Source organism: Photobacterium satsumensis, from assembly GCF_050336935.1.
Classification (GTDB): domain Bacteria; phylum Pseudomonadota; class Gammaproteobacteria; order Enterobacterales; family Vibrionaceae; genus Photobacterium; species Photobacterium satsumensis.
This window is the reverse complement of record NZ_JAKJSK010000006.1, coordinates 1,519,513-1,542,378: the sequence shown is the minus strand read 5'-3', so window position 1 is coordinate 1,542,378 and position 22,866 is coordinate 1,519,513. Positions and strand designations below refer to the sequence as shown.

Sequence of the window (22,866 nt, the reverse complement as noted above, 5' to 3'; positions counted from 1 at the left end):
TTTACAACCCAACTTGATTTGTGGGTTCACTTAAAGCGTTGGCAATAAAATCGATAAAAGCGCTTACCCTGAAAGGCTGAGTGTGGCTCTGTTTGTAAACAGCATAGAGCGGAATGGTTTGTTGTTGATAGTGAGTGAGCACCTGAATCAACTCACCTGCTCGAATATAGGGGGTAATCATCCACTGTGGCAGTGCAGTAATTCCTTGTCCCAGAATGGCCATCTTGAGCAGCATTTCCGGGCTGTCTGTTCGAAAAGACTCATCAAGGGTGACTTTTTCTGTTTGGCCTTCATCGTTGGTGAAGGTCCAGATATTGGATGGGTACACCAAGGAGTAGGTCAGGCAACGGTGGCTGTTGAGTGCATTGGCGTTTACCGGTGTGCCGTGGCGCTCTAGGTAGCCAGGGGATGCGCAATAGACCATGGTGTTGTCCATTAGCCGCTTGGCTTTTAGGCCTGAGTCCTTGAGATAAGATGCACGAAAAGCAATATCGATATTGTCGCGATAAAGGTCGATATGCTGATCTTTGAGTGATAAGTCGATGTCGATCTCGGGGTGTAACTTCATGAAGTCAGCGATAGGTTTAGCCAGAAGGTGAAGCCCAAGTGATGCCGGCATCGACAGAGCCAGCCTTCCTTTGGCCTTGAGTTGCTCACCTTTTAACGTGGCTTCAAAGTTGTCGTGTTCCTCAAGCAGGCGAAGTGCGTGATGGTAATAAGCATCACCGGCGTCGGTTAATGACAGTTGTCGGCTAGTGCGGTGTAGCAGGGAAATTGACAATTGATGCTCTAGCCAAGCCACTTTTTTGCTCACGCTGCCTTGGGTGATGTTTTGTGCATTGGCGACAGCGGTGAAGCTGCCGAGCTGAACGACACGGATAAACGTGCGGATAGAGTCGAGCTTGTCCATATCTATTCCTAGTTGGAATGCTTGGTAGTTGATTTTAGCTATATATCCGCCCATATGGGAATGTTTATGATCATATGCCCAAGTCATTCTCGCTGAACCAAGCGCCTTGATGTGACTTGAGTATATAAAGTTAAATTCTACGAGGCAGATTTCATGACAACCACCCAAACAATCATTACCACTCTCCTTGGCGCTTTCTTCGTGTTCGCTAGCTCCATTAAGCTTCTGGGATGGCAGAAAATGATTTTCTCCACCCAGCTGGCTTTTTTCGTCAAATATGGCCTAAATCGAAAGGTGATGTTTGCTGTTGGGGCTATTGAATTTCTAGCTGCGATGCTAATTCTATCCCCATTAATGCTTGACGCATCCTTAGCAAATACTGTGTCTTTGTTTGGGTATTTAGCTCTTTCCGCTGTATCACTGGGAGCGATTGCCTGCCATCTATGGTTTGATACCTGGAGGGATGGTGTGCCTGCGGTGGTAACTTTGACTTTGTCAGTTGCTCTATTGCTTCAAGGCCTGTGAGTGAACCTAAATATGAGCGGAAAGCACCCGCCCGGTAAATCCTTCGGCTTACCATTGGGGGCAAAGCCAAGTTTACGATAGAAATTAACGGCATATTTGGATGCATTGAGGAGAACCGCCTTCTTGGGGGAGCGGTCTTTACATACTTCAAGAGCGGCTGCGATGAGTTGGCGGGCAATCCCGCGATGATGATAGCGAGGATCAACAAACAAATTGGATAGGTTCCAGTATTCCTTGACCAGAATTGCGCCCACGATGTTGCCATCAATGCGATAGATAAAATGTACGGAGTAGTCGGGGTGAGTACGCCACCACATAATGCTGTCTGCGCAGCTGGCAATAATTCCATCTTGGACATCGGCTGGCTCATCAATACAGGCCCTAATTGCTAGTCCTGTAACGGCTATGATGTCTGCGGTATCCCTAAACTTTGCTTGCTGGATCACTTGATTACTTCCTTGTCCTAGCGTTAAGGCTTTTATCTTAGCGTGTTATCTGTTTTTTTCAGCCTAACGGTGGTAAAAATTTATCATGTTTGGCGAAGAATCACGGATAGAGGCACCATGAAAACGATTGGACTGTTAGGTGGGATGAGCTGGGAGTCTACAGCGAGTTATTACAAAGCAATCAATGAAGGGATTAAACAAGAGTTGGGGGGCTTACATTCAGCGAAAGTGGCACTTTACAGTGTAAACTTTGATGAAATAGAGAAACTGCAACATGCCGGGGACTGGCCCGCAACCGCTGACATTTTGTCAAAGGCCGCTAAATCAGTGGAAGCTGCAGGCGCGGATTTTCTGTTGATTTGCACAAACACCATGCACAAAGTCGCCAAGGATATTGAGCTGGCGGTATCCATTCCATTGCTGCACATTGCCGATGCCACAGCGCAGCAACTTAAAGCCGATGGCATCAAAAAAGTTGGATTGTTGGGAACGCGCTTTACCATGGAGCAGGACTTCTATATTAGCCGTTTAATCGAGCAGTTTGGTATTGAAGTCGTGGTTCCTGAGCGGCCTGACAGGGATATCATCCATACGGTCATCTACGATGAGCTGTGTAAAGGCATTATCAAAGAAGAATCACGAACAGAGTATGTCAGGATCACTGAAGCATTGGCCGGGCAAGGTGCAGAAGCGGTGATTTTAGGCTGCACAGAAATTGCGTTGTTGATTTCGTCGAAAGATACCGATGTTCCGCTCTATGACACAACCAGCATTCATGCCGAAGCGGCTGTAAAATTAGCTCTTGATGAGTAAAGTATTTTAATTACGATAGCTAAATGACTACCCAAAAATACTATGAAGCCACTTGGGTATATCACACTTTATAATAATTTTCACCTCTCTACTTTAGAGGGGTGTATGTCATTAAGGTATATTGTTTGTATGTGCAATAACACTCAAACGTATTTGATGTAAGTGATTACTTGCTAGCAAGTACATAGCTTAAAACAATTAGAAAAAAACATTAACGATTTTCCATACGAGACTTTGCTCTTTTACTTGCTAGTCCTCACTATTTTTAACTGGTTATTGATAGACTCTACATTATGGTTAACTGAAATATAAGAGCCTAAAGGGATATTCCACTTGGGAATTAATAGGCCTAAATACCATGGAGACGGTATATGAGAAATGCAGTTATTAATGAGAGCCCAAAGCTGTACGAGCCTGAGCTGGGTATAGGGTTACATGGTGGCAATTCTTCGAATTCTGGATATGATCTGCAAGGTGCACTTCGAGCAAGCAAAGTTAAATTCAATCGGCACCGGATTCGAATCAAAAACGTTGAATCACCACAACCGAGTTACTTTTTTCAGGTTAATCAAGAGAAAGAGAAAAATGTAAATTGGGTTGTGGGGTTAACGACAGCACATATTCTCTATGGTTTTAAAGCATCAAGTGATATTGATGTGATATTTCGAGAGCGGGAGTCACTAAAGCCTTTATCCGATGTCCTTTATGTTTTTGGTATTGAAGGATTATATAATCATCTTAATAAAGCCTCTGTTGATGATATTTATAATTGGCTATCACCGATATTATCTGAAACCAAGTCTGACTACTGTAATGGCTTTATAGATGATAATAACCCAGACTACTGGCTCCATCAACTGGTCGAAAAATACGATACTTTTGGATATCCTTTAGATGCTAATTTATTTAATGTTTATATGTTAAATATTATTAAGTTGCCAATAGGTCAAGCTCTTAAAATCAAAAGCTACTATATATATATGCCAATTAGTGGATCTTATTTAGAAGTGACAGATCATCAGCAGTCATTATGTGAATTTGACGTTGATGACTGGTTGTACAACAGAGAGTACGAAACGGATCTACTTAAATTTAGAACAATAGAGCTAGAAATTAAAACACTGAAAACAGTACTCTAGTCAATATCAGTGTGTGCTGTCTATGAGTAACCATGAGGCTGTGCAACGATAGCACTGCATGATTTAACATTGAACAAACTACTTGATTTGGTTTGATGTTAAACGTACTATGCCGCGCATCAAATTAACAGCGAGGGGTATGGAAGTAGTGCGTTTAAATATTGTTGATGAAAAACTGAAAGGCTCTCGTTACCTTGGCTACACCGGACACCAGAGAACCTTGGATTTTATGCTTGCCAAGTTAATGGAGGAAGTCGGCGAACTCGCGACCGAAGTGAACGTGGAATTGGGCCGCCTCCCGCAAGAAAAAGGCAGTGTCGACGGTGTGATGGGCGAAGCGGCTGATGTGATTAATTGCGCGGTTGATATCGCCTTTATCTATATTAAAAACCAGCATCCTAACCTTAGTAATCAGCAAGTTGCTCAGATGCTAGGCGAACGAGGAAAAGCAAAGTCAGACCGTTGGATTAATCGTCTTAAGTTACAAAGTGAACTGAAGCAAGAATCTACCTTTGAGCTGAAATAAAATACTCAGGGACTAAATTGAGGCTTTGTCTACAATGTAGCCTGTCTTGATCTCACTGGCTAGAAACGGGTTCAGCAAGAGGCTATGTTCGCGAACTGCGTAATAGCCAGTGATAATTTAGACAGTCTGTTAGTGAATACCTTCGACTGAACACATGTTGATTTAGTGTCAAACAATGTTGATTTTTGCTATGCGCCTCTTACCAACCTGGTAAACGCTTTCGCTTATAGGTGGCGTCAATGCTGGGTCTTGGACTTTGATTCCATCGATCTTGACTGCGCCTTGCTTGATCAAGCGAATCGCCTCAGAAGTCGATGCGGTTAGCTCCACTTGTTTAAGCAGTTGGCTAATGGTTAACCCATGTTGAATTTCAAGGGGCGCTAGGTTTTCTGGTAAGAGCTTTGCCGCGAACCTTTGATCGAACATTGATTCAGCCTCGTCGGCTTCTTGTTCTGAATGGAAGCGTGCGACTATCTCTTTGGCCAGCAGCACCTTAATTTCTTTAGGGTTACGCCCAGTGTCGATATCCTGCTTGAACTGTTCAATTTCAGTCATGCTGCGAAACGACAATAGTTCAAAGTAGTTCCACATCAAGTCGTCTGAAATTGACATCAGTTTGCCGAACATTTCTTCTGGCGATTCGGTGATACCAATGTAGTTAGCTGCTGATTTCGACATCTTCTTGCTGCCATCGAGACCAACTAACAGCGGCATGGTGATCACCACCTGCGGCTCCATATTGTGCTGCTTTTGGAGTTCACGACCCATTAGTAAATTAAAGGTCTGATCCGTACCTCCCAGCTCAATATCGGCCTTTAGCTCTACAGAATCATAGCCTTGAAGCAGCGGGTAGATAAATTCATGGATCCCAATCGATTGTTGCTCGGCAAAACGCTTTTTGAAATCTTCTCGCTCAAGCATTCTGGCCACTGTCTGGCTGGCGGTGAGTTTCAGCATGCCCTCGGCACCCAACTTGGACAGCCAGTGTGAATTGAATACTATCTCGGTTTGGTCTGGGTCGAGAATTTTGAACACTTGCTGCTGGTAAGTTTCGGCGTTTGCGAGGACTTGCTCCGTTGTCAGTGGGGGGCGAGTTGTATTCTTTCCGCTCGGGTCGCCAATTTTACCGGTAAAATCGCCAATCAAGAAGACAACCTTGTGGCCCAAGTCTTGAAATTGGCGCAATTTGTTAAGAATGACCGTGTGGCCAAGGTGGATATCCGGCGCTGTCGGATCGGCACCCAGTTTGACCACGAGTGGTCGGTCTTTTTTTAGTTTTTCAATCAATGCTGATTCAGGGGTAACTTGCTCTGCTCCTCGGTGGATAAGAGCAAGGGCTTGGTCAATATTCATCATAGCTCCGCCAGTCGTTAAGTTCAGAGCTTATCTATCATTTATCCTGATACTCTGATTGTTGGTAAGGTGTCAATTTGTGGCTCGGTGTACTAACATCCAACCATTATTATTGATGCCTCAGCGTATCAAAGAATATTTCAGGTGAAAGTTAGCAGCTATCACAGGTTGTGATGGCTTGTTTGTGTTAATGCTTTGGAAGTGAACGATCCGTTATGTACAGCTTTGAGCAATTGAAAATGTTTGTCGCCGTTTGTGAGTGTGGGTCATTTTCGGCGGCAGCAAGAAAGTATAAGCGAGCACAGTCTGGGGTAAGCCAGTCGGTGTCGAATTTGGAAATCGCTTTGAACCAAACCCTGTTTGACCGCTCGAGTAATATGCCTAAATTAACGACTCAGGGAGAAGCGCTATTACCCATCGCCCGTTCAGTGTTATTACAACAACAGCGGTTGGATCAGAAAGTGATGGCTCTGGATGCCGATGAAGAGCATGAGTTGGTGGTTGCGATTGAGGAAAGCCTGCTTGAACCTGAATTGCTTAGCCAGATTGTCGCTATTGGCGAGCAGCACCCGATGACCAATATTGAGTTAATTTCGGCATCAACTTTCGATATCAAAACCATGGTCAGTGAGGGAAAGGCGCATGTTGGTGTGGTCTATTCCGATGGCAAAATGCTGGAAGATACCGAGTTTGCTACCGTAGGTTATAACCGTTTTCTGACTTTGGCCGCGCCTCAACATCCGCTTGCTGACAAGGTTGCACTTAAAGATGGTGATTTACGCAACTATCGCCAAGTTGTTCAGCGGTCTTCCAGTGGTAAGGAATTGTGGTTTAGCTATGCCATTAGTACGCAGGTTTGGTACGCCAACAATCACAAGCTGTTATTGGAGTTGGCAGTTCAAGGGCTTGGCTGGGTGATCGTCCCAGAACGTTTGGCTGCTCCTTATGTTGAGCAAGGCAAATTGACGATATTGGATCTCGCCTTCGAACCCGACGGTTGGCTAACAACGGTTGATGTGATCCAAACACGCCGCCATACCGAGGGCCCTGTGCGCCAAGCTTTACTGCATATTTTAGAAACAGCACTAGCTTCTAAACAGAGGCTGTAAGTTTCTGTGCGTTAAACCTAAGCTAGTTTACTGTTTTTGCTATAGTTCAAATGTAGCGAGTTGGATTAAATCAGCAACAGCAAGGAGGCTGGTATGAAAAGAATCATTGGGCTGACATTTACCCATATTATTGCTGTCGGAGTCGGCTTTGCGCTTGGTATTTATGCCTTGCCGATATTGATTGCACCGGATGCACCACCTGCTTCTGTTATTCAATCGGTGGAGGCGAAAGCGCAGTTTACTGCAACGTTTGATAAAGACCGTCAAGACAGTGATTTCCTGCACTGGGGAGAAGGGAAAGTTTCACTGGCTGAAGATAGTATTAGTTTTATGGGGGAGTTAGCCCCAGGGCCAGATTATAAGCTCTATTTATCACCAGAGTTTGTGGAAACTGAGGCTGATTTCAATCGCCTTAAATCTTCTATGGTGAGGATCGGTGATATTAAAACCTTTAATCAGTTTATGTTGCCAGTGAATGAGAGCGTTGAGATTGCCCAATTCAATACGGTGATTGTGTGGTGTGAGACGTTCGGCCAGTTTATTACGTCTGCTCAATATCAGTAACGCATTTTAAACAACAGGAGTGCCAATGGTCAGCTGCCATCAAACCGATTATGTCGAGCTTGCCTGTATGTACCGCTATCCCGTTAAGCTGACCTTGAAGTCAGGGCAAGAGCTGAGTGGAACGGCGGTTGATACCAAATGGAATGCGAGTAAAGAGGAGTGTATTGAGATAAAAACAGAAAACGCCATCACAGAACTGGTTGTTTTGGAAGCCATCTCGAAACTCGAAGTCTTAATCGAGAACCCGCACTTCAGTCATATCGCCTTTGATTGAAAGACTTCTCCTGTAGGTGAAAGCGGCAGTTAACGGCTTTGATTCGCCATAAAAACACTGCCGTTGATGCAATATTCTGCAACAAACCCTCTCTAACATTAATGAATCTTGCTTTTTTATGCCTTGTACTGCGTTCTCTTACGTATTTTTGCATTGATCTGCATTTTTTTGCAGTTTACAATGCAGGCTATCGCATTCTTATGAGATTAGGTTATGGCAGAGTCATCGCTCGATTTGAACAACCCTATTACACGGCAAAATTGGCTGCTGGAGCAAATTAGCAAAGGTAAAGCCTTGATAGCTAAAGAGGCCGCTGAAGAGCTTGGTGTTTCACTTGATACGATTCGGCGCGATCTGATTGCACTGGAACAGCAAGGCGCCGTTAAGCGTGTTAAAGGGGGGGCCATAGCGAGATCTGTGCCTGAACGACCGTTTATTGACCGGGTTAAAGATGCCGATGTTTGGCTGTCTGGTTGCCAGTCAACTCTTCTGTCTTTGCTTGAAGGGGTACAGACGCTGTTCCTTGATGGGGGCACATCAATATTGAAAGTCGCCAATGCTATCCCTGTAAATAGTCCGATCACTGTGATTACACCGTCGCCGGTGGTCGCTACTGTATTGCTTGAGCGTAATATTGAGACCATTTTACTGGGTGGGAAGATCCACCCGTCAGGGGCTATTGCAACAGGGGCGACAACAGTGCGTGAGATAGAGAAAATCTCTGCGGATATGGCTGTGCTCGGTGTTTGCGGACTGGATAGTGAATTTGGCCTCACGGCTGATGATTTGGCAGAGGCAGAAGTTAAAACAGCCATGGCCAATCAGGCTACTCGTATTATTGCTTTGGCAAGTCAACACAAGCTCAATAGGCGCTCACCTTATAAAGTTGTTTCGACAGACAAGCTGGACATTATTGTGACCGATGCCGAGCCTGATAAAACCACTGTTTTTTCGCAACTTAACGTTGAGGTAGTGAGCGTGTGATGGCCGTTGCCCCTATTTCAGCTGAGTCGTTTCAATGGCATAACCCTCCGTTACGCTTTGACTTCTCATCCAATCAGATCATGATTGAGCCGCACGGTGAGACTGATTGTATCCGTTCTTTTGAATCTACCATTGCCGACTCTGCGAGTTTTCTATTTACCCCTATATCGGGTGATTTCACTTTCCAGGCCAAGATAAATTGTGAGTTGGTTGGGCTGTTTGATGCCGGTGCATTGATGGTGCGAGAAAGTACCGAGAGTTGGGCAAAGATATGTATTGAGAAATGTGCCGATGGGAGAGTGTCGATTGTCTCAGTGGTTACCGACGGCTGGTCTGATGATACCAATAACGAAGTACTTGAGAGTACTGAGGCTTTTCTTCGTATTACCCGTAAAGGCAACATGATTGGTATGCATTATAGCCTTGACGGCAAGTATTGGCGTTTTGTCCGAAAGTTTGGTTTGCCATGGTCGGAGCAACTACAGGTTGGTGTTGCGGCGCAAGCGCCCAGACAGGCTGGCTGCCGGGTGCATATAGAGCAGATGAAGCTAAGTGCTAAACCGGTCTCCAACTTTCGTAACGGCGAATAACGTTAATTTTACCATGAGGGTTTGCTATGAAGATTGAACATGTTGCCATGTGGGTACGTGATTTAGAAGCGATGCGTGCGTTTTACCAAACGTACTTCAACGCAACTTCTAACGATAAGTATGTTAATTCCAATAAAGGGTTCTCGTCTTATTTCTTGAGCTTTGACAAAGGGGCCCGTTTGGAAATTATGCACAATGATGCGATTCCAACGACAGCAGATGATCCTATGGCCCAGTTTACCGGGTTGATCCACATCGCGATGTCGGTTGGTACGGAGCAAGAGGTCGATGCATTAACCGCCCGTTTAGCCAATGACGGGTATAACGTTGTTGATGGCCCAAGACGCACGGGCGATGGTTACTATGAAAGTGTTGTATTCGATCCCGAAGGTAACCGGCTGGAAATAACGCTCTGACCATATAACTGTAAACAAGCGACAACTCACCCCCCCACTTTGAGGAAGGATATGAAAGAAGTAAAAGCGGTATTATTTGATATGGATGGCCTGATTTTTGATACTGAAGGGTTGTATAAGGCTTGCTGGCAATATGCCGCTGGAGAGCAAGGGTTAGAGTTAACAGACAACGATTATCTGTCCTTCATTGGGGTTCAAGATGTGGAGTGTGAGCGTCGTATTGTGGTTAAGTTTGGTGATGCGTTGGATCTCGAACGTTTTTGTAAGGTTAGGGATGCAATGTTTAATGCCGAACAAGATAAAGGGATCCCATTCAAACCGGGGTTCAGTGACTTGTTTGCAGAGATTAAGCAAAAAGGGTTGAAGTGTGCCCTGGTTACCTCTTCACCACTCAAAAAAGCCAAGCACCACTTTGCTGACACCGACTACCTCCCGCAGTTTGATGCCGTTGTCACGGCTGAAGATGTGGAGAACGGTAAGCCAGCGCCTGATTGTTACCTGATGGCGAGTGCCCAACTGGATATCGCCCCAGCTAACTGTTTAGTTTTGGAAGACTCAAATAATGGCATGCGCTCAGGGTTAGATGCGGGCTGTCAGGCGATTATGATCCCCGATTTGTTGGTGCCCGCGGGTGATGTTGCGTCAAGAGCAACGCTAATTGGTGAGTCATTGTTGGAAGTTAAGTCATACCTCTAGATTTCAACGAATTGAAAATTAGTGATTCTGTGATCCCCAAAGCATGTCTTTTCTGCAGCCTCTGGCACTATACTTGAGTGGAAACAGGGATTTAATGGCAGCGGATAACGAGCGGGGAAGGCATGCGACAGATTGGTGATGATATTTGGGTTCATGAAGACTCAATGAAAATGGTGGGAACTAAACTTGGACTGAGGATGACTGTTGTCCGCTTACAGGACGGTCGCCTTTGGATACATTCACCGACTGCCATATCGTCTTCTTTGCAGCAGGCGATCAATGAACTAGGCCCTGTTAGCTATCTGGTTGCTGCCAATAACCATCACAGTAAGTGGCTACAAGATTGGATTGATGCTTACCCTGATGCTGAGGTGTATGTCAGTGCTGGCATCCCTCGCAAGGTACCGTTATCGAATTATCATATACTGCAGCGTGGTATGGAGAATGTTTGGCAAGACGATCTTGAATGGCACACCATGCCGTCAGTGCCGATGTTTAATGAAACGGTTTTCTATCATCGCCGCTCTAGTTCGTTGATTGTGACGGATTTGGTGCAGAACTACCCTGAAAACCCGAATAAAACCGGTTTTGCCGGAGCGATGACCAAATACGTCTTTGAACCAATTGGCTTTAAAGGGTGTTGTGTCGCACCGCCTCTAAAAATGGGATTCACGCTAAAAGACAAACCGGCTTTCAGTCGATTTCTTCAAAGTGTGCAAGAATGGGACTTTACCAAGATTATTGTCACCCATGGCGACATTATTGAAGATGATGCCAAGGGGAAATTTGCCTCTCTAACGTCACGATTTGCTTCATAGATAGGATGATTGGCAGGTAATTTCAGCGCTCTGCTGTGATAGTGAACACTTAGCTGTTTGGGTGAGATTTTTTACTTTACACCCACCATAGAACTCCTTATTATTCACCGCACTTACGGAGAGATGGCTGAGTGGTTGAAAGCACCGGTCTTGAAAACCGGCATACGTTTGTAGCGTATCTAGGGTTCAAATCCCTATCTCTCCGCCACATTAGAAGAAGCCGCTGAGAAATCAGCGGCTTTTTTGCATCTGTTACTTCAACGTCGCTTTATAGCCCAGCATATAGTTGAGCTTGCTGGTCTCTTTGGTCATTTTCTTGAAATTATCTTCATCAAATGACGGGAACTGCCCCATATCCTGTGCTGAAAGCCCTGAACCACCAAGATTATCCGTTTTCATTGATAGGATAACTTCCGCAGCTTCTTGTACTGCCCGCATATAGCCTTGTTGGGAATCTAAATCAAACCGGTTTAAGTCAAATACTGGCTTGAGCTCTTTTGCCCAGTAAAACTCCAAGAATGGAACGGGTTGTTTCGGCTTGTTCCAGCTTACTCCGCGAGAAAAGTACATTAGTGAACGGAATGGGTCATTGGCAAAGTTTGACATTCCAAGACTTGAAGGTAGCTCGCTGCTGGTTATGGCTTGGTTGTTAAGGTCGAATAGCCAAGTGTTCTTGTCCATTTCGAGCTGCTGCCAAAACGTACCCATGTCTTTAAGGTGGCGATAATCTTTATCAACTAATACATTGACCTTAAAGCTACTTCCACCGCCAGCCATGTGCCAGAACGTATTGAATGTGTGGTGGCCATCAGTGAGGTAGAGCGTATTGTCAGGCGCAATGACTACCGTTTTCATGCCTTTACGTTTTTGACCAGCCCTTGCCTCGCATTTAAAGCTCTCAGGTACAGCAGGTTGTGATTCCTCATTGAAATCACTTATCCCTTTTTGGCCGTTAGCTTCACAAATCTCATCAAATTGTTTTTTGATATCATGTTGGTAGCGGCCAAGCTTGTAGTAAATTTGATCGTAACCAACTGATGGTTGAGTTGGCTTTAAATCCGCTAAGGTTGCCAGATATATATCCCCTTCACTTAGTGTCTCAACATCTTGCGCCCAAGCAGTTGGAAGCGCAAATGTGACAGTGAGTGCGAGTATAGAGGGACGTAACAGAGTCATATTTATTACCTACAAACTTTCAATCGCATTTTGAATCGCCGGGCCAATCTGGCGCTTACGTGAGGTCACGCCTTCCAGCGTTAGCATATCGTTCTCTATGTCTGTGTTGAAAGCGGCTTTGATAACGGTAAAGTCGTTGTTATCCACCCACAGTAAGTTGGCTTTTTTATCTTTGGTGTCGGTGATAGAGAAGAACAAGTGATCAAGCTCATTGGCTTGCTTATGTGCTTTCATTGCTGCTAGCAGATCTTCCTTACGGTCAATCAACTGTTGAGCGGTGAGGGTCTCTGCCACACCAATACCAACTTTCTTACCGCCGTATTCAAAGTTCTTGTAGTCCATGGTCAAAATAGTGTCGGCAGACAAGTGGCTGAGATCTGACTTGGCGATCAGCATTTGTTGACCGAAGTCTTCGATATCCTTGATGCCAGCAAGAGCTGCAAGTTTCTCGGCATAGTGCCTGTCATAGTCGGTGGTGGTGGCTGACTGGAAGACGACAGTATCAGATAGGATGGCACCTAAACCAGCACAGGCCAGATGCTTCGGTAAGGTAATATCAAGCTTCTCGGCATTGTCAGCCAAAATCGTTGCTGCCGAGCCCCAGCCACGGATATCCATTGCGACCAGCTGTGGTGTGTTGATAGGTGAACCACCGATGGCGTGGTGATCAATCACAGCAACAATAGATCTTTGGTTAATTGTTGGTGCCAATTGGGTGACTTGGTTGAAGTCGACAAGACCCACTTGGAACTTGGTGTAATCAGATTCGATGCGTGGCGCTTCGGCGTTGCAGTAGTTGAGAACAAACTCAGACTCAGGATTAATTTTTTCAGGTACGGTCGCAGTGCCACCATAGATATGGGCTGCCAGCAGGGCTGAAACGACGGTGTCGGTATCTGGGCTAAGATGTCCGGTCCAAACCAAATTATCCGTATTGTTGTTGGCTGGTTGCTGCAAGTCGAAAGCGTAGCTGGTTGAACAAACTGAAACGAGAGCGGCTGCAACGAGGGGTGAAAGCTTCACGGTAATTTCCCTATCTATTTAATCAAGTGACAGCAAAGCTACCCTTGTTTGTTTGCAGAAATATTTCAATGCGTTATATGAAAGCCACTCAAGAATTAAAATTGAACCTCGACTTCCATGCCTTCTATCCAATACTTCTTCTCAAGTGCTTCTTCGAAACGTAGGGTGACTTTTAAGTAAGCTGGCTGCCCCTCAAAAGGGCGCTGAAGTTCTTGAGGTAATTTATTAACGATTTCGACCGGTTTGCTGACGATGGCGCTCATTGTTTTTCCATCAGGGAATGTGACTTTAGCTTTGTTATCAATGTCGCTGTATTTCAAATGCTTGGGATTGAGGAAGGCAATAATGTCTGGTGCGTTGTTTTGTGCCACAGTGATAAGTGGTGTATCGACGGTAATTCTTTCGCCTTCTAACACATGAATATCGATGACCCGGCCATGAATTGGGCTTCGAATGGTAAGGTTATCTTGCTGGGCGCGTTTGACGACCAACTCTTGCATTAAAGCGCGATAGGCTTGGCTCACCGGGCCTGCCAACGCCATTTCATTTAAATGTCGCTGGGCTTCAATATAGGCCAATTTTTGGTTATATAGCTGATTGTTCAGTGAGCTGCTGATATTGATTATCGCGGCATAGTCAACTTCAGAAACATGCCCTTTTGCCCTGAAAGTGTCGTATTTTCGTTGAATTTGCCGGAACTTTTGGAGGTTTTGCTCTGATTGTGCAATCGCTGCCTGATAGAGTTTGTCTATATTGGGTGAGGGGGGAGAGAGTTTGAGTAATTCTTGCTCAATAAAGCGGGTTTCTTCATCAAGGGCAGGATCGAACAGCAAAATGATGGCTTGGCCTTTAGTGATCTGATTGCCAACAATGGTCGGGATTGGTGCGACAAGACTATTTTCAGCAGAGGTAATGGTGATTGGGTATGAGGTAATAATCGCAGGGGCGATAATCAAAACTTGCGTACGGAAAAGATAGTAGCCCATGATGAACAGCGGGCTGATTACCAAGGCAAGGATCAGGTACCAACGTAGCTTGTATCCCCCACGTTTGGCCTGCCCATAAACGACTTTCACGCCGCTTTCTGATTGGGGTTTCTGCTGTTTGTCGAGGTGAAATTTAACCTTCATCGTTTAGAATTTTTTCCCTCGTTTCAATACCCACCAAGGAGCCATGCTGGATTCTTCATGGCTACGTCGGACTACTTCATTGATCATGGCAAAAGCGGTTAGCAGGCGCATGAGAAATTGATATATAGGATAGAGAGGAAGCCACAGACCGGCTTTCCAATCACTTTTACGCTCAGAAACCAGTCCGTAGTACACCATAAAGAATAGCAATGAAAAGAGCAGGTAAACGCAGTACAACAGCATAGACAGTGCAAGTACGAAGCTCAGAGGGTAGCTAATACTAATATACAGGGTATAAGCAGCCACAAAGATAGGAAGTAGTACGTTTTGGATGACACCATAGGCTAAGGTGAAAATGAAGTTCCCCCATCCCAGTAATGATGGGGACAACCCTTCACTATGCTTGCGAAGAAAGAGAAACAGAAGATCCCCGTCCCATCGTAGACGCTGCATGATCAGTCCCTTCAAGGTATCTGGTACGTCAGTATGGCCTACCGCATGGGGGGTAAACTCCATGCGGTATGTTGGGTAGCGCCTCTTATATTGTTTTAGGCGCATGGTAAGGTCGAGATCTTCCGCGGTATGGGTGTCCCACCCTCCCACCTGTTTAAGCAGGTGGGTTCTAAATGCGCCAAACGCACCCGAAATATTATTTAATACCCCCCAGTTTGCCATGCCAGTCTTTCCCGCCTGCATTGATAACATGTATTCCAGCGATTGCATGCGGGTGAGAAGGTTTGTGGTGTGGTTCCTTACTCGTAAAGCGCCACCGCAGGCTAGTGAGTGCGGTGACGAAAAAATTTTTGCCATGTTATACGCCATATCATTATCAAATGATGTATCGCCATCAACATTGATAACGAGTTGGCCTTTTGCCATGGCTAGCCCTGCGTTGAGGGTGGAAACCCGCCCTCCGCGTTGCCATTTAGGGATAACTTTGACTCGTCGGTTTTTTCTTTTGGCGTGGTGTTGTTTACTTCGTATAGCGGCAAGGTAGGTATCGTGATTTTGGCTTGCTCCGTCAACCACCGCCAGTATTTCAATTTGTCCTGGGTAGACTTGCTCGACTAAGGTATCGATAGTGATTTGAATGGCATCGCCTTCTCCGTAGCAGGTAATGATGAAACTGACGCTGGGAAAGTGAACGGGGGCGGGGGAGGGTTGATTGAAGGCCCAACGGAAAATCCCCGTGATGACCAGCAAGTAGAGAGGTAACTCAACGACGAGTAACATCGGAAATAGCAGAAGCCATACTTCATGGTTATTTCGTAAGACAAGAAGTAGATACTCTAATATCGATATGCTATCTGGCAGCATAGATATTACCTATGGTTTCAGCTAGCCATACCTTAACGCCGTCGTTAATCCTAGGATCCGGTATTTTGAATGCAGATACATGCAGGGTAAAAAGATCGTCTTCAATCAGTAGGGTTAGCTTTTTAATTTTTTCTTGTAACACAGGCATGGTTGATATCTTGGTTTTAGGCATTAACACCAACAGTACATCTTGTTTGTACTGGCTGCAGATATCCGTATCGCGAAATAGGCCGTTTAGCCTATTGGTAATTTGGTCGAGCAAAGCAAACAGTTTACTGTCGCCATAAAGGTTGCTGTATTCTTCAAGCCTAGGGAGGTGCAAGCTGAGAAGCAGGTGCTCTTCATCATGGCGTAAGGCAACTTTGTTTACCCACAGAAGTATATTTTCAAAGTAACCGGCATCGACTTTGCCTTTAATCGACAACTCTGGTGCTTGTAGCATTTTACCGTGCTGGTAGACATACTCTCCAAGTTGACCCAGTTTAAGTTGATAGATTTTGTGGACAATCAGTTCAGCAATTTCTGTTTGTGCCTCACAGCTGAGGCAGTGGCTAATAGTTTCAGCTTCAACAAAAAAATGAGAGCAGTTATGGCAAACATGGGTTTCTAATGGGCGATCATAGTCAACCCCGATATGCCGCAACTGGGTCATGCATTTGGGGCATTCTAGTTTCCCTTTGCGTAAGAAACTTTGTTGTTCGCCGACGTGCCCACAGGTAAAGCAATGTAGTGAGGTTTGTACGTCGATGTCGATATTTTTGCAGTTAGGGCAAACCTCGACATAGTTAAGGTGCCCGCTATTACAGAGCTTGCATACTCTGATGCGATCAATGAGGGTTTCAGCTTCCAGCATTTCCCGTTTAGTTTCGGTTACGATAAAGCGATAGCTTGAATATAGATTAGGGTAGAGAGCCTCTATGATGGGGTAACGATAAATAGAAGGCGAATCGAGATGTTTAACCGGTTTTACCCTTCGCTGCCGGTTGATGCCAAGCCAGCCAATCAGTGGCTCAATTTTCTCTATATCGGGCAGTTTACGCAGTTTTATCTTGTTGGCTTGCCAGTGTTCAAAGGCGATCTTTTCATTGAACACACCGTCAATCAAACATTCACTATAGGGGTTGTTTTGCACGATGTAAGTTGACCAAGACCAAAATTTTGGATGGCTGAACATAGCATCAAGCGTTTTGTTTTGTTCTTCTGGATCATCAAGGTTGATACATAAGATCCCACCCCAAATATCAGGCAGGTCATCCACGGTACTGACAATCCCAACCTGTTCAAACAAAGTGGCTTCAGGGAAGTTATTTCCTAGCCAATATAAGCAGTTGTCTGTCGATGGCATATAACTGTCCCGATGGTTTCGAAGAATAGAATTACAGCCAAATGTTCATAAGGTTATATGACAAAGATAGCCAACCACGGAAAACTTGGGCTCCTAGAACGGCTTTATTTCAGTTGTTGTAAGACGCTTTCTTTTTCCCCATCGGCAATCACATGGCCCTGATCCAGAACAATCAGTCGATCAATGCACTCCAGCATGCTGGTTTTGTGGGTAAACAAAATCAGAGTATCTTGGTCATCCAATGACTGTAGAGTTTGCTTGAGGTGTTGCTCTGAGCGGTTGTCCATTTGGCTTGTGGGTTCATCAAAGACCAGTAGCTTAGGTTGGTTGAGCAGTGCCCGGGCAATAGTGATTGCTTGTTTTTGCCCACCGGATAAATATTGCCCGCCTTCTCCTACTTGGCGGTTGATGCCTGAAGGCTCCTGTTGGGTAAAAAAGTGAACACCGGCTTGAAGGCAGGCTTGCTCGATGTCATCGTCGCTAGCCTGCGGCGATCCGAGGGTTATGTTGTCGCGAATCGAACCGAAAAACAGGGCATTGTCTTGAGGCACGCAGCCAATTTGCTGGCGCAGCGTATGGGGGTGATATTGATTGATATCGGTATTATCAAAGCGGATAGCTCCCGAGCTGGGTTGGTACAGCCCCATCAACAGCCGTTGGAGAGTGGTTTTCCCCGAGCCAACTTTTCCGATAATCGCCACTTTCTCGCCGGATTTTATGGTGAGGGAAACGGACTTCAGTGCGGGCGTCTCGGCATTTGGGTAACTAAACGTGAGGTTGTCACACTTGATATTGCCGCTTAAAGGTTGGGTATGATCTGTTTGTTGGTTTGGCCGAATTTCATCCGGCATCGCCATAATATCACTCAAAATAGCAATGGCTGACTTGGCCTGGTGATAACGGGTGGACAGTTGTGATAGCTGGACCATAGGTCCGATAGCCCGGCTGGTCAGCATGGAGACGGCAATCAGCCCCCCGACGGTTAATTGGCCTGCCGCAATCAAGTATACCCCGAAGATAATCACTCCCACCGATACACACTGCTGGCTGAGGCCTGCCAGATTATGTACCGAGTCGGTCAGGCGACGAGATTTGACGCCCCAGTTAGCCATATGGGCGACGGCTTGTTCCCAACGGTATTGGTATTGGGGTTGGCTGTTAAACAGCTTGACCGTTTCAAGCCCTGCGACACTTTCGACCAAGTTGGCATGCTTTTGTGCAGCGAGCTGCGAGCCTTCCTCAATCGCTTTTCTCAGTGGCCGCTGCACCAGTAAGCTGTAGAGTGCCAACAGGGTGATGGCAATGATGGGAATAACCACCAGTGGCCCGGCAATGGCATAGATCACCAATAAAAAGAGCAATGCAAAGGGGAGATCAATCAAGGAAGTGATCGTTGCTGAGGTGAAAAACTCCCTGACCGACTCAAACTCCTGCAAGTGGCGGGTGAATGCGCCGACGGATGGTGGCCGGGCGGCGAGCTTTAGCCCCATGACCTTACGGTAAATATCAGCAGATAGCAGAATGTCCGACTTCTTGCTGGCGATATCAATAAAATAGCTACGCAGGTATTTCAGCAGCACATCAAAGCTAAAAATAATCACCATACCGCTGGTGAGCACCCATAAGGTATCAAAAGCCTGATTGGGGACCACCTTGTCATAAATCAGCCGGGTAAATAGCGGAATAGCCAACGCAAAAACGTTGAGTAAGGCGGAGGCGATAAGCACGTCACGGTACAGGGGTTTGGATTGCCACAGTGTTTGCCAGAACCATGCCTGGCTAGCACCAGATGTGCTGTGCGGAGGGATATGGTCTGAGGTTTTGCTGGAGTGCACATTGGCATAGCTTGTTGCTTGTTCGCTTCTGGCATCGAATTGAAAGGGAAGCTTCAGCAAAAATACCCGGTTGAGAAACTGTTGCTCCAGCTCATCGAAGCTGACCCAGCTTTTATCCGTTGCCGTGCTTTCAATTTCTGCTGTTTCGGTGTCCTGAGCGGTATTCTTCTTGGCTGACGCACAGGGAAGGGCAATTTCAGCCCGTTGCTTTTCCTGATCAATATCGAGCAGTACACAGGCACGATTACTGTCGAGCAAGGCAATTACCGGTAACAGAAGCGGGGAGAGCTGGGGCAGGCTAAGCGTCGCTTCCTCGGCTTGGAAACCCGCATTGCTAGCCGCTCTTGGCAGTAAATGTGGTGACAGCTGACCATCTTGCAAAGGAAGCCCTTCCAACAAGCTTTTCACCGAGTGGGGGTGGCCGTAATGCTGGCACAGGTAGTGGAGGGCACTAAGAAGAGGATCTGCCATGGTTGGCCTCCTTCTGGTTGGTGATGTAGTGCCCTTGAAAACCTTCAATGCCCAACGTTTTTAGCGCTTGATATTGAGGCTGGTGTTCGACTCGGGTGGCAATGGTTTTGATATCGCGGTGACGGGCTGTTTGGAGCAGTGCGCGTAGGGCATCTTGCTGGACATCATCGATTGGCTGTCGGGTAAAATCGGTGTCGATTTTGACATACTGGGGCTGAAATTGACGCAAATAGCTCACGGAGTCGAAGTGATGGCCGAAATGGTCAATGCCATAAGTAAAATGGTGCTTGTCGAGAACCATACAGAGTAACCGGGCTTGTGCACTGTCTTCGAGAAAAGCGACTTCTGGCAGCTCGAAGATGAGCTGTTGGCTGACAACGGGATGCTCTGCCAATAAGCTATCTAGCCATTGGATAAACCCGGTATCGGCCACGGAGGTCGGGGCGATGTTGATGGCCAGAAAGGTCTGGTGTAGAGACAGGTAATGAATGGCTTTTCGGATAATATGGCGATCTAATTCTGTGGTCTGCTTCAAGGCATTCAATGCCGGAATAAACAGATGGGCAGAATAGCAATGCTCGTGGTGCTTGAGTATGGCAAAGACTTCTTGGTGAACAGGGTGATGCTGGCTGTCCCTGACCATTTGGAAGGACAGGGTAATATTGTCATTCTCAATGGCGGATTGGCACAGCTCCAGCCATTGTTGTTTTCCCCACAGTAGATGCTCGGGTTGATACATTTGTCGCTCATGCAGTTCTTGCTGTTTCCTTTGTCGCTGAGGGCTTAGCTGTTTTCTATCCTCTTGGGCTTCACTTTGTTGTAGCTGACCATTTTGATGGTAAATAGCTGCAAATCGATGGGGGCTGTGCTGGGCTTTGGACAACACGTTATCACACTGTGCCAGCAGCGCGGATACACCAAGGGAGCTTGGGATGTGTCTGATAATCATACCGCCATAGACAGGTTGGTGGCTTTCTGGAGAGCAACTGGCTTGGATGTGACTAAGCTGATCAAGCAGCGTCAGCATGGCACTGGTGCTTTGCTCTTGGTCGGTGGCGACTGTATGTTCTGGCCGGATGATAACAAACTCACTGTGGCTTAACCGTCCCAGCTTTTCTGATATTGAAGCCTGATTTCTTAAGTGGTGGCCCACCTTTTCCGCCAACAGGGCTGCCCGTTGGTACTCTTTCTTGCCCCGTAACCGGCTGATTGCTTCTAATTTGACAATGACGATAGCCCCTGCCGAATCTTGCTCTAGCCAATCTTCCATATGGAGTAACAGCCGTCTTCGGTTGTTGAGTCCGGATTCAGGGTCTTGATAAGCCCTTTTTCGTAATAGGTCAGCTTCTTGGGCTTGCTGATTGAAGTGCTGCTCTATTTTGGCTGACATTTGGTTGAAGGCGTGGGTCAGGGGCACAAACTCCTTGGTTGATGGCATAGGGAGCGGCTGACCAAAGTGTTTATCGGCAATGGCGTGGGCTTTTTGCTGAAATTGCCTCAGTGGCTTTTTGACAAAATGATCAAGCAACAGCTTCAGCACCAAGACGCCAATAACGAAGCCAACGATGAAGGTCGTGAGTAGCTGCCAGCCGCTTTGCCATAGTTTGCTGTAGGCCAGTGTCGGCGAGCTGGTTACCGAGATTTTTCCATACTGAAGCCAGCCACTGGTCAGGGTATTCTGCCGGGTGACGGGAGGAATCTTGACCCATTGCCTAAACCAGTGCGGGACATCGCTTGGCTGGGCGGGGTAGGCTCGTTCAATAAGGGTGTTGTCTTCCAGCAGCTGTAGGGTGACTTTTTGGTACAGGCTACCGTCGAACATCGCGTTTATCACTGACTCGATAGCGACAGTATCGTCTTGCTTAACGTAGGGGGAAATAGCCAATCCGACAGCATGGATAGCGTTGTCTATTTCGATGGTTTGTTGTTCAACCAGATAGCTACGTGTGGTGGTGAATTGGCTGAAGGCTATGCCTGTTAGCAGCAACAAGAACAACAAGCTCAGCCCTATAAACAATTGGCGATAGAGTGACATAGTTAATTCATTGCCTCCTACTCGCTATCCAGCCACAGAACGGGCTTGGCAAATTGATAGTGCTGTACTCGCTGCTGCAAGGACTGCCAGTGTTTGATTCGGCTGGCGTCACCGACAAGTTGACCTTGCCCCCGCTGTTTCATCAGCCATAGCTTGCTACCGTTAAAGCTATAAATAGGCTGGAGATCGGGCCGTTGGCTAGCTTGTAAAATGTCTGGGCTCAGGTTATCGAGCAGCAAAGGAACAGCGCTAGGGGTTGGGTAGTAGGCCAATACCATATGGAATTGGTTCAGGGTAAGTGCCTTGACATATATCAGGCGCAGCTTCTCATCTTCCACCCCGAGTTCGCGCAAAGAAAGGTACTTAGCGATACTGAACTCCTCGCAGTCACCAGCCCCGGCACCTAAAAACTCCAGCGGCGTAGCCCAATAGTCTTCCTTTCCCCAAACATCGATATCATCGAGAAACTGTAGCTGGTTGAAAAAATCATTGATCTGTTTCAGCTGTACAAGTTCGTCTTGTTGGCTAGATGCCTTTAACAATTGTCGCCAAGCCGTCACCCTCATCGCCGCTTGTTTGCTGTAACTGCGTTCGATGCGTTTCACAATCTCTTGTTCTTCAGTACTTAACGGTAGGGAGCCGGAATGGGCCTGCTCGGCTGCAACCTCTGACGGGTTAAACCAACCACTGCTGAGCAATAGCGAGATCAATAGCATCCGAATCTCCTTCATCGTCATTGGCGGTTAGTCGGCGCGTAGCGAAAAAATGGTCCACTCTTCCAATACGTTCCCTTTTTCTCCCCGAACCCGAGCGGTGACACGCCGGCTTAATGCGTTGGACTGTTCTTTCGAGCTAGCCGTAACCGGTTCACTGTCACCAAAACCAAGGGTTTTTATCCGGTTTGGGCTGACCCCGTAGTCGATGAGCTGTTGGCGGACCACTTTGGCACGGCGCTTTGACAAGCCGAGGTTGTATTCTGAAGCCCCCACTGGGCTGGCGTAGCCTTTGAGCTCGATCCTTGCCTCTGCGTAGGTGGCCAGAAAATCAGCCATTTTCTTGATTTGGGGGGAGAACTCATCAGGTATTACGGTGGAGTCATTGGCAAACAAGATATGCAAGTCATTCGATTCGGAACGCTCGACAAAAGTGGGGCAGCCGTCGTTATCGACAATGGCCGAGTGAGGGGTGCCTGGGCATTTATCACGGGCGTTGATCACGCCATCACCATCAGCATCTAGCAAGTCCCGTGATTGGTCGGCGATCGGGGGCGCTTCGGCCTCTGTTGAGCACCCCGATAAAGCGAGAAGGGCAAGCAGGCTGGCGAACGGTAACCACAGCAGTGGTTTGGTGCAGACTCTTTTCATGGTTCCC

Annotated in this window: 24 protein-coding genes and 1 tRNA gene; 13 read left to right on the top strand and 12 right to left on the bottom strand. The window is 46.6% G+C overall.

Annotated elements, in window-relative coordinates:
• Position 1: 1 nt before the first annotated feature.
• Positions 2–910: a LysR family transcriptional regulator gene (locus L4D79_RS07115; RefSeq protein WP_428649262.1), complete on the bottom strand. Its 909-nt coding sequence runs from the start codon at positions 908–910 to the stop codon at positions 2–4.
• A gap of 153 nt (positions 911–1,063) precedes the next feature.
• Here L4D79_RS07115 and L4D79_RS07110 point away from each other — a divergent pair, with 153 nt between their 5' ends.
• Positions 1,064–1,435: a DoxX family protein gene (locus tag L4D79_RS07110; RefSeq protein ID WP_428649259.1), complete on the top strand. Its 372-nt coding sequence runs from the start codon at positions 1,064–1,066 to the stop codon at positions 1,433–1,435.
• Here L4D79_RS07110 and L4D79_RS07105 read toward each other — a convergent pair.
• On the bottom strand, positions 1,423–1,881 hold the full coding sequence (locus tag L4D79_RS07105; protein ID WP_428649256.1) for a GNAT family N-acetyltransferase: 459 nt from the start codon (positions 1,879–1,881) through the stop codon (positions 1,423–1,425). The two genes, L4D79_RS07110 and L4D79_RS07105, sit on opposite strands and share 13 nt — an antisense overlap.
• Positions 1,882–1,998: 117 nt before the next feature.
• Between L4D79_RS07105 and L4D79_RS07100 the strand changes: the two genes are divergently transcribed.
• From L4D79_RS07100 to L4D79_RS07090, 3 genes are all read left to right on the top strand, one after another.
• The gene (locus tag L4D79_RS07100; protein ID WP_428649254.1) at positions 1,999–2,694 is read left to right on the top strand and encodes an aspartate/glutamate racemase family protein; all 696 of its coding nucleotides are present in this window, start codon (positions 1,999–2,001) and stop codon (positions 2,692–2,694) included.
• A 371-nt stretch (positions 2,695–3,065) separates the two neighbouring features.
• Positions 3,066–3,833: a hypothetical protein gene (locus L4D79_RS07095; RefSeq protein ID WP_428649251.1), complete on the top strand. Its 768-nt coding sequence runs from the start codon at positions 3,066–3,068 to the stop codon at positions 3,831–3,833.
• Between the two features lie 139 nt (positions 3,834–3,972).
• Entirely contained in the window at positions 3,973–4,359 is a 387-nt protein-coding gene (locus L4D79_RS07090) for a nucleoside triphosphate pyrophosphohydrolase family protein (protein ID WP_428649249.1), read from the top strand.
• Between the two features lie 168 nt (positions 4,360–4,527).
• Here the strand turns inward: L4D79_RS07090 and tyrS are convergent, their stop codons facing one another.
• Positions 4,528–5,715: a tyrosine--tRNA ligase gene (gene tyrS / locus L4D79_RS07085; protein WP_428649246.1), complete on the bottom strand. Its 1,188-nt coding sequence runs from the start codon at positions 5,713–5,715 to the stop codon at positions 4,528–4,530.
• A gap of 212 nt (positions 5,716–5,927) precedes the next feature.
• Between tyrS and L4D79_RS07080 the strand changes: the two genes are divergently transcribed.
• The 9 genes from L4D79_RS07080 (at position 5,928) to L4D79_RS07040 (ending at position 11,371) form a co-directional block, all read left to right on the top strand.
• Positions 5,928–6,821: a LysR family transcriptional regulator gene (locus L4D79_RS07080; protein WP_428649243.1), complete on the top strand. Its 894-nt coding sequence runs from the start codon at positions 5,928–5,930 to the stop codon at positions 6,819–6,821.
• Between the two features lie 93 nt (positions 6,822–6,914).
• Positions 6,915–7,385, top strand: coding sequence for a DM13 domain-containing protein (locus L4D79_RS07075; RefSeq protein WP_428649240.1), 471 nt, complete (start codon positions 6,915–6,917; stop codon positions 7,383–7,385).
• Between the two features lie 25 nt (positions 7,386–7,410).
• Positions 7,411–7,659, top strand: a complete 249-nt coding sequence (locus tag L4D79_RS07070) for a Rho-binding antiterminator (protein ID WP_428649238.1) — start codon at positions 7,411–7,413, stop codon at positions 7,657–7,659.
• 213 nt (positions 7,660–7,872) lie between these two features.
• Complete coding sequence (locus L4D79_RS07065) at positions 7,873–8,643, top strand: DeoR/GlpR family DNA-binding transcription regulator (protein ID WP_428649236.1); 771 nt, start codon at positions 7,873–7,875, stop codon at positions 8,641–8,643.
• Positions 8,643–9,233: a DUF1349 domain-containing protein gene (locus L4D79_RS07060; RefSeq protein ID WP_428649233.1), complete on the top strand. Its 591-nt coding sequence runs from the start codon at positions 8,643–8,645 to the stop codon at positions 9,231–9,233. The genes L4D79_RS07065 and L4D79_RS07060 overlap by 1 nt, the downstream gene beginning before the upstream one ends.
• A 26-nt stretch (positions 9,234–9,259) precedes the next feature.
• The gene (locus L4D79_RS07055; RefSeq protein WP_428649230.1) at positions 9,260–9,649 is read left to right on the top strand and encodes a VOC family protein; all 390 of its coding nucleotides are present in this window, start codon (positions 9,260–9,262) and stop codon (positions 9,647–9,649) included.
• 51 nt (positions 9,650–9,700) lie between these two features.
• The gene (locus L4D79_RS07050) at positions 9,701–10,345 is read left to right on the top strand and encodes an HAD family hydrolase (RefSeq protein ID WP_428649228.1); all 645 of its coding nucleotides are present in this window, start codon (positions 9,701–9,703) and stop codon (positions 10,343–10,345) included.
• Positions 10,346–10,467: 122 nt separating this feature from the next.
• Positions 10,468–11,163 carry a DUF4336 domain-containing protein gene (locus L4D79_RS07045; protein ID WP_428649226.1) on the top strand — a complete coding sequence of 232 codons (696 nt, stop codon included), beginning with the start codon at positions 10,468–10,470 and terminating at the stop codon, positions 11,161–11,163.
• A 117-nt stretch (positions 11,164–11,280) separates the two neighbouring features.
• Positions 11,281–11,371 (top strand) — tRNA-Ser (locus tag L4D79_RS07040).
• 44 nt (positions 11,372–11,415) lie between these two features.
• Here the strand turns inward: L4D79_RS07040 and L4D79_RS07035 are convergent.
• The 9 genes from L4D79_RS07035 to L4D79_RS06995 form a co-directional block, all read right to left on the bottom strand.
• Positions 11,416–12,339, bottom strand: coding sequence for a ParB/Srx family N-terminal domain-containing protein (locus L4D79_RS07035; RefSeq protein WP_428649223.1), 924 nt, complete (start codon positions 12,337–12,339; stop codon positions 11,416–11,418).
• A gap of 9 nt (positions 12,340–12,348) precedes the next feature.
• On the bottom strand, positions 12,349–13,362 hold the full coding sequence (locus L4D79_RS07030) for a manganese-dependent inorganic pyrophosphatase (RefSeq protein ID WP_428649220.1): 1,014 nt from the start codon (positions 13,360–13,362) through the stop codon (positions 12,349–12,351).
• 95 nt (positions 13,363–13,457) lie between these two features.
• Positions 13,458–14,492: an HlyD family secretion protein gene (locus L4D79_RS07025; RefSeq protein WP_428649217.1), complete on the bottom strand. Its 1,035-nt coding sequence runs from the start codon at positions 14,490–14,492 to the stop codon at positions 13,458–13,460.
• A 3-nt stretch (positions 14,493–14,495) separates the two neighbouring features.
• The gene (locus L4D79_RS07020) at positions 14,496–15,809 is read right to left on the bottom strand and encodes a glycosyltransferase family 2 protein (RefSeq protein ID WP_428649214.1); all 1,314 of its coding nucleotides are present in this window, start codon (positions 15,807–15,809) and stop codon (positions 14,496–14,498) included.
• Positions 15,796–17,154: a TackOD1 domain-containing metal-binding protein gene (locus L4D79_RS07015; protein ID WP_428649212.1), complete on the bottom strand. Its 1,359-nt coding sequence runs from the start codon at positions 17,152–17,154 to the stop codon at positions 15,796–15,798. Before L4D79_RS07015 ends, L4D79_RS07020 begins: the two co-directional genes overlap by 14 nt.
• A gap of 104 nt (positions 17,155–17,258) precedes the next feature.
• The gene (locus L4D79_RS07010) at positions 17,259–19,460 is read right to left on the bottom strand and encodes a type I secretion system permease/ATPase (RefSeq protein ID WP_428649209.1); all 2,202 of its coding nucleotides are present in this window, start codon (positions 19,458–19,460) and stop codon (positions 17,259–17,261) included.
• Positions 19,441–21,495, bottom strand: coding sequence for a bifunctional diguanylate cyclase/phosphodiesterase (locus L4D79_RS07005; RefSeq protein WP_428649206.1), 2,055 nt, complete (start codon positions 21,493–21,495; stop codon positions 19,441–19,443). The genes L4D79_RS07010 and L4D79_RS07005 overlap by 20 nt, the downstream gene beginning before the upstream one ends.
• A gap of 17 nt (positions 21,496–21,512) precedes the next feature.
• Entirely contained in the window at positions 21,513–22,211 is a 699-nt protein-coding gene (locus L4D79_RS07000) for a transglutaminase-like cysteine peptidase (RefSeq protein ID WP_428649204.1), read from the bottom strand.
• Positions 22,212–22,238: 27 nt separating this feature from the next.
• Positions 22,239–22,859: an OmpA family protein gene (locus L4D79_RS06995; RefSeq protein WP_428649201.1), complete on the bottom strand. Its 621-nt coding sequence runs from the start codon at positions 22,857–22,859 to the stop codon at positions 22,239–22,241.
• Positions 22,860–22,866: the final 7 nt, after the last annotated feature.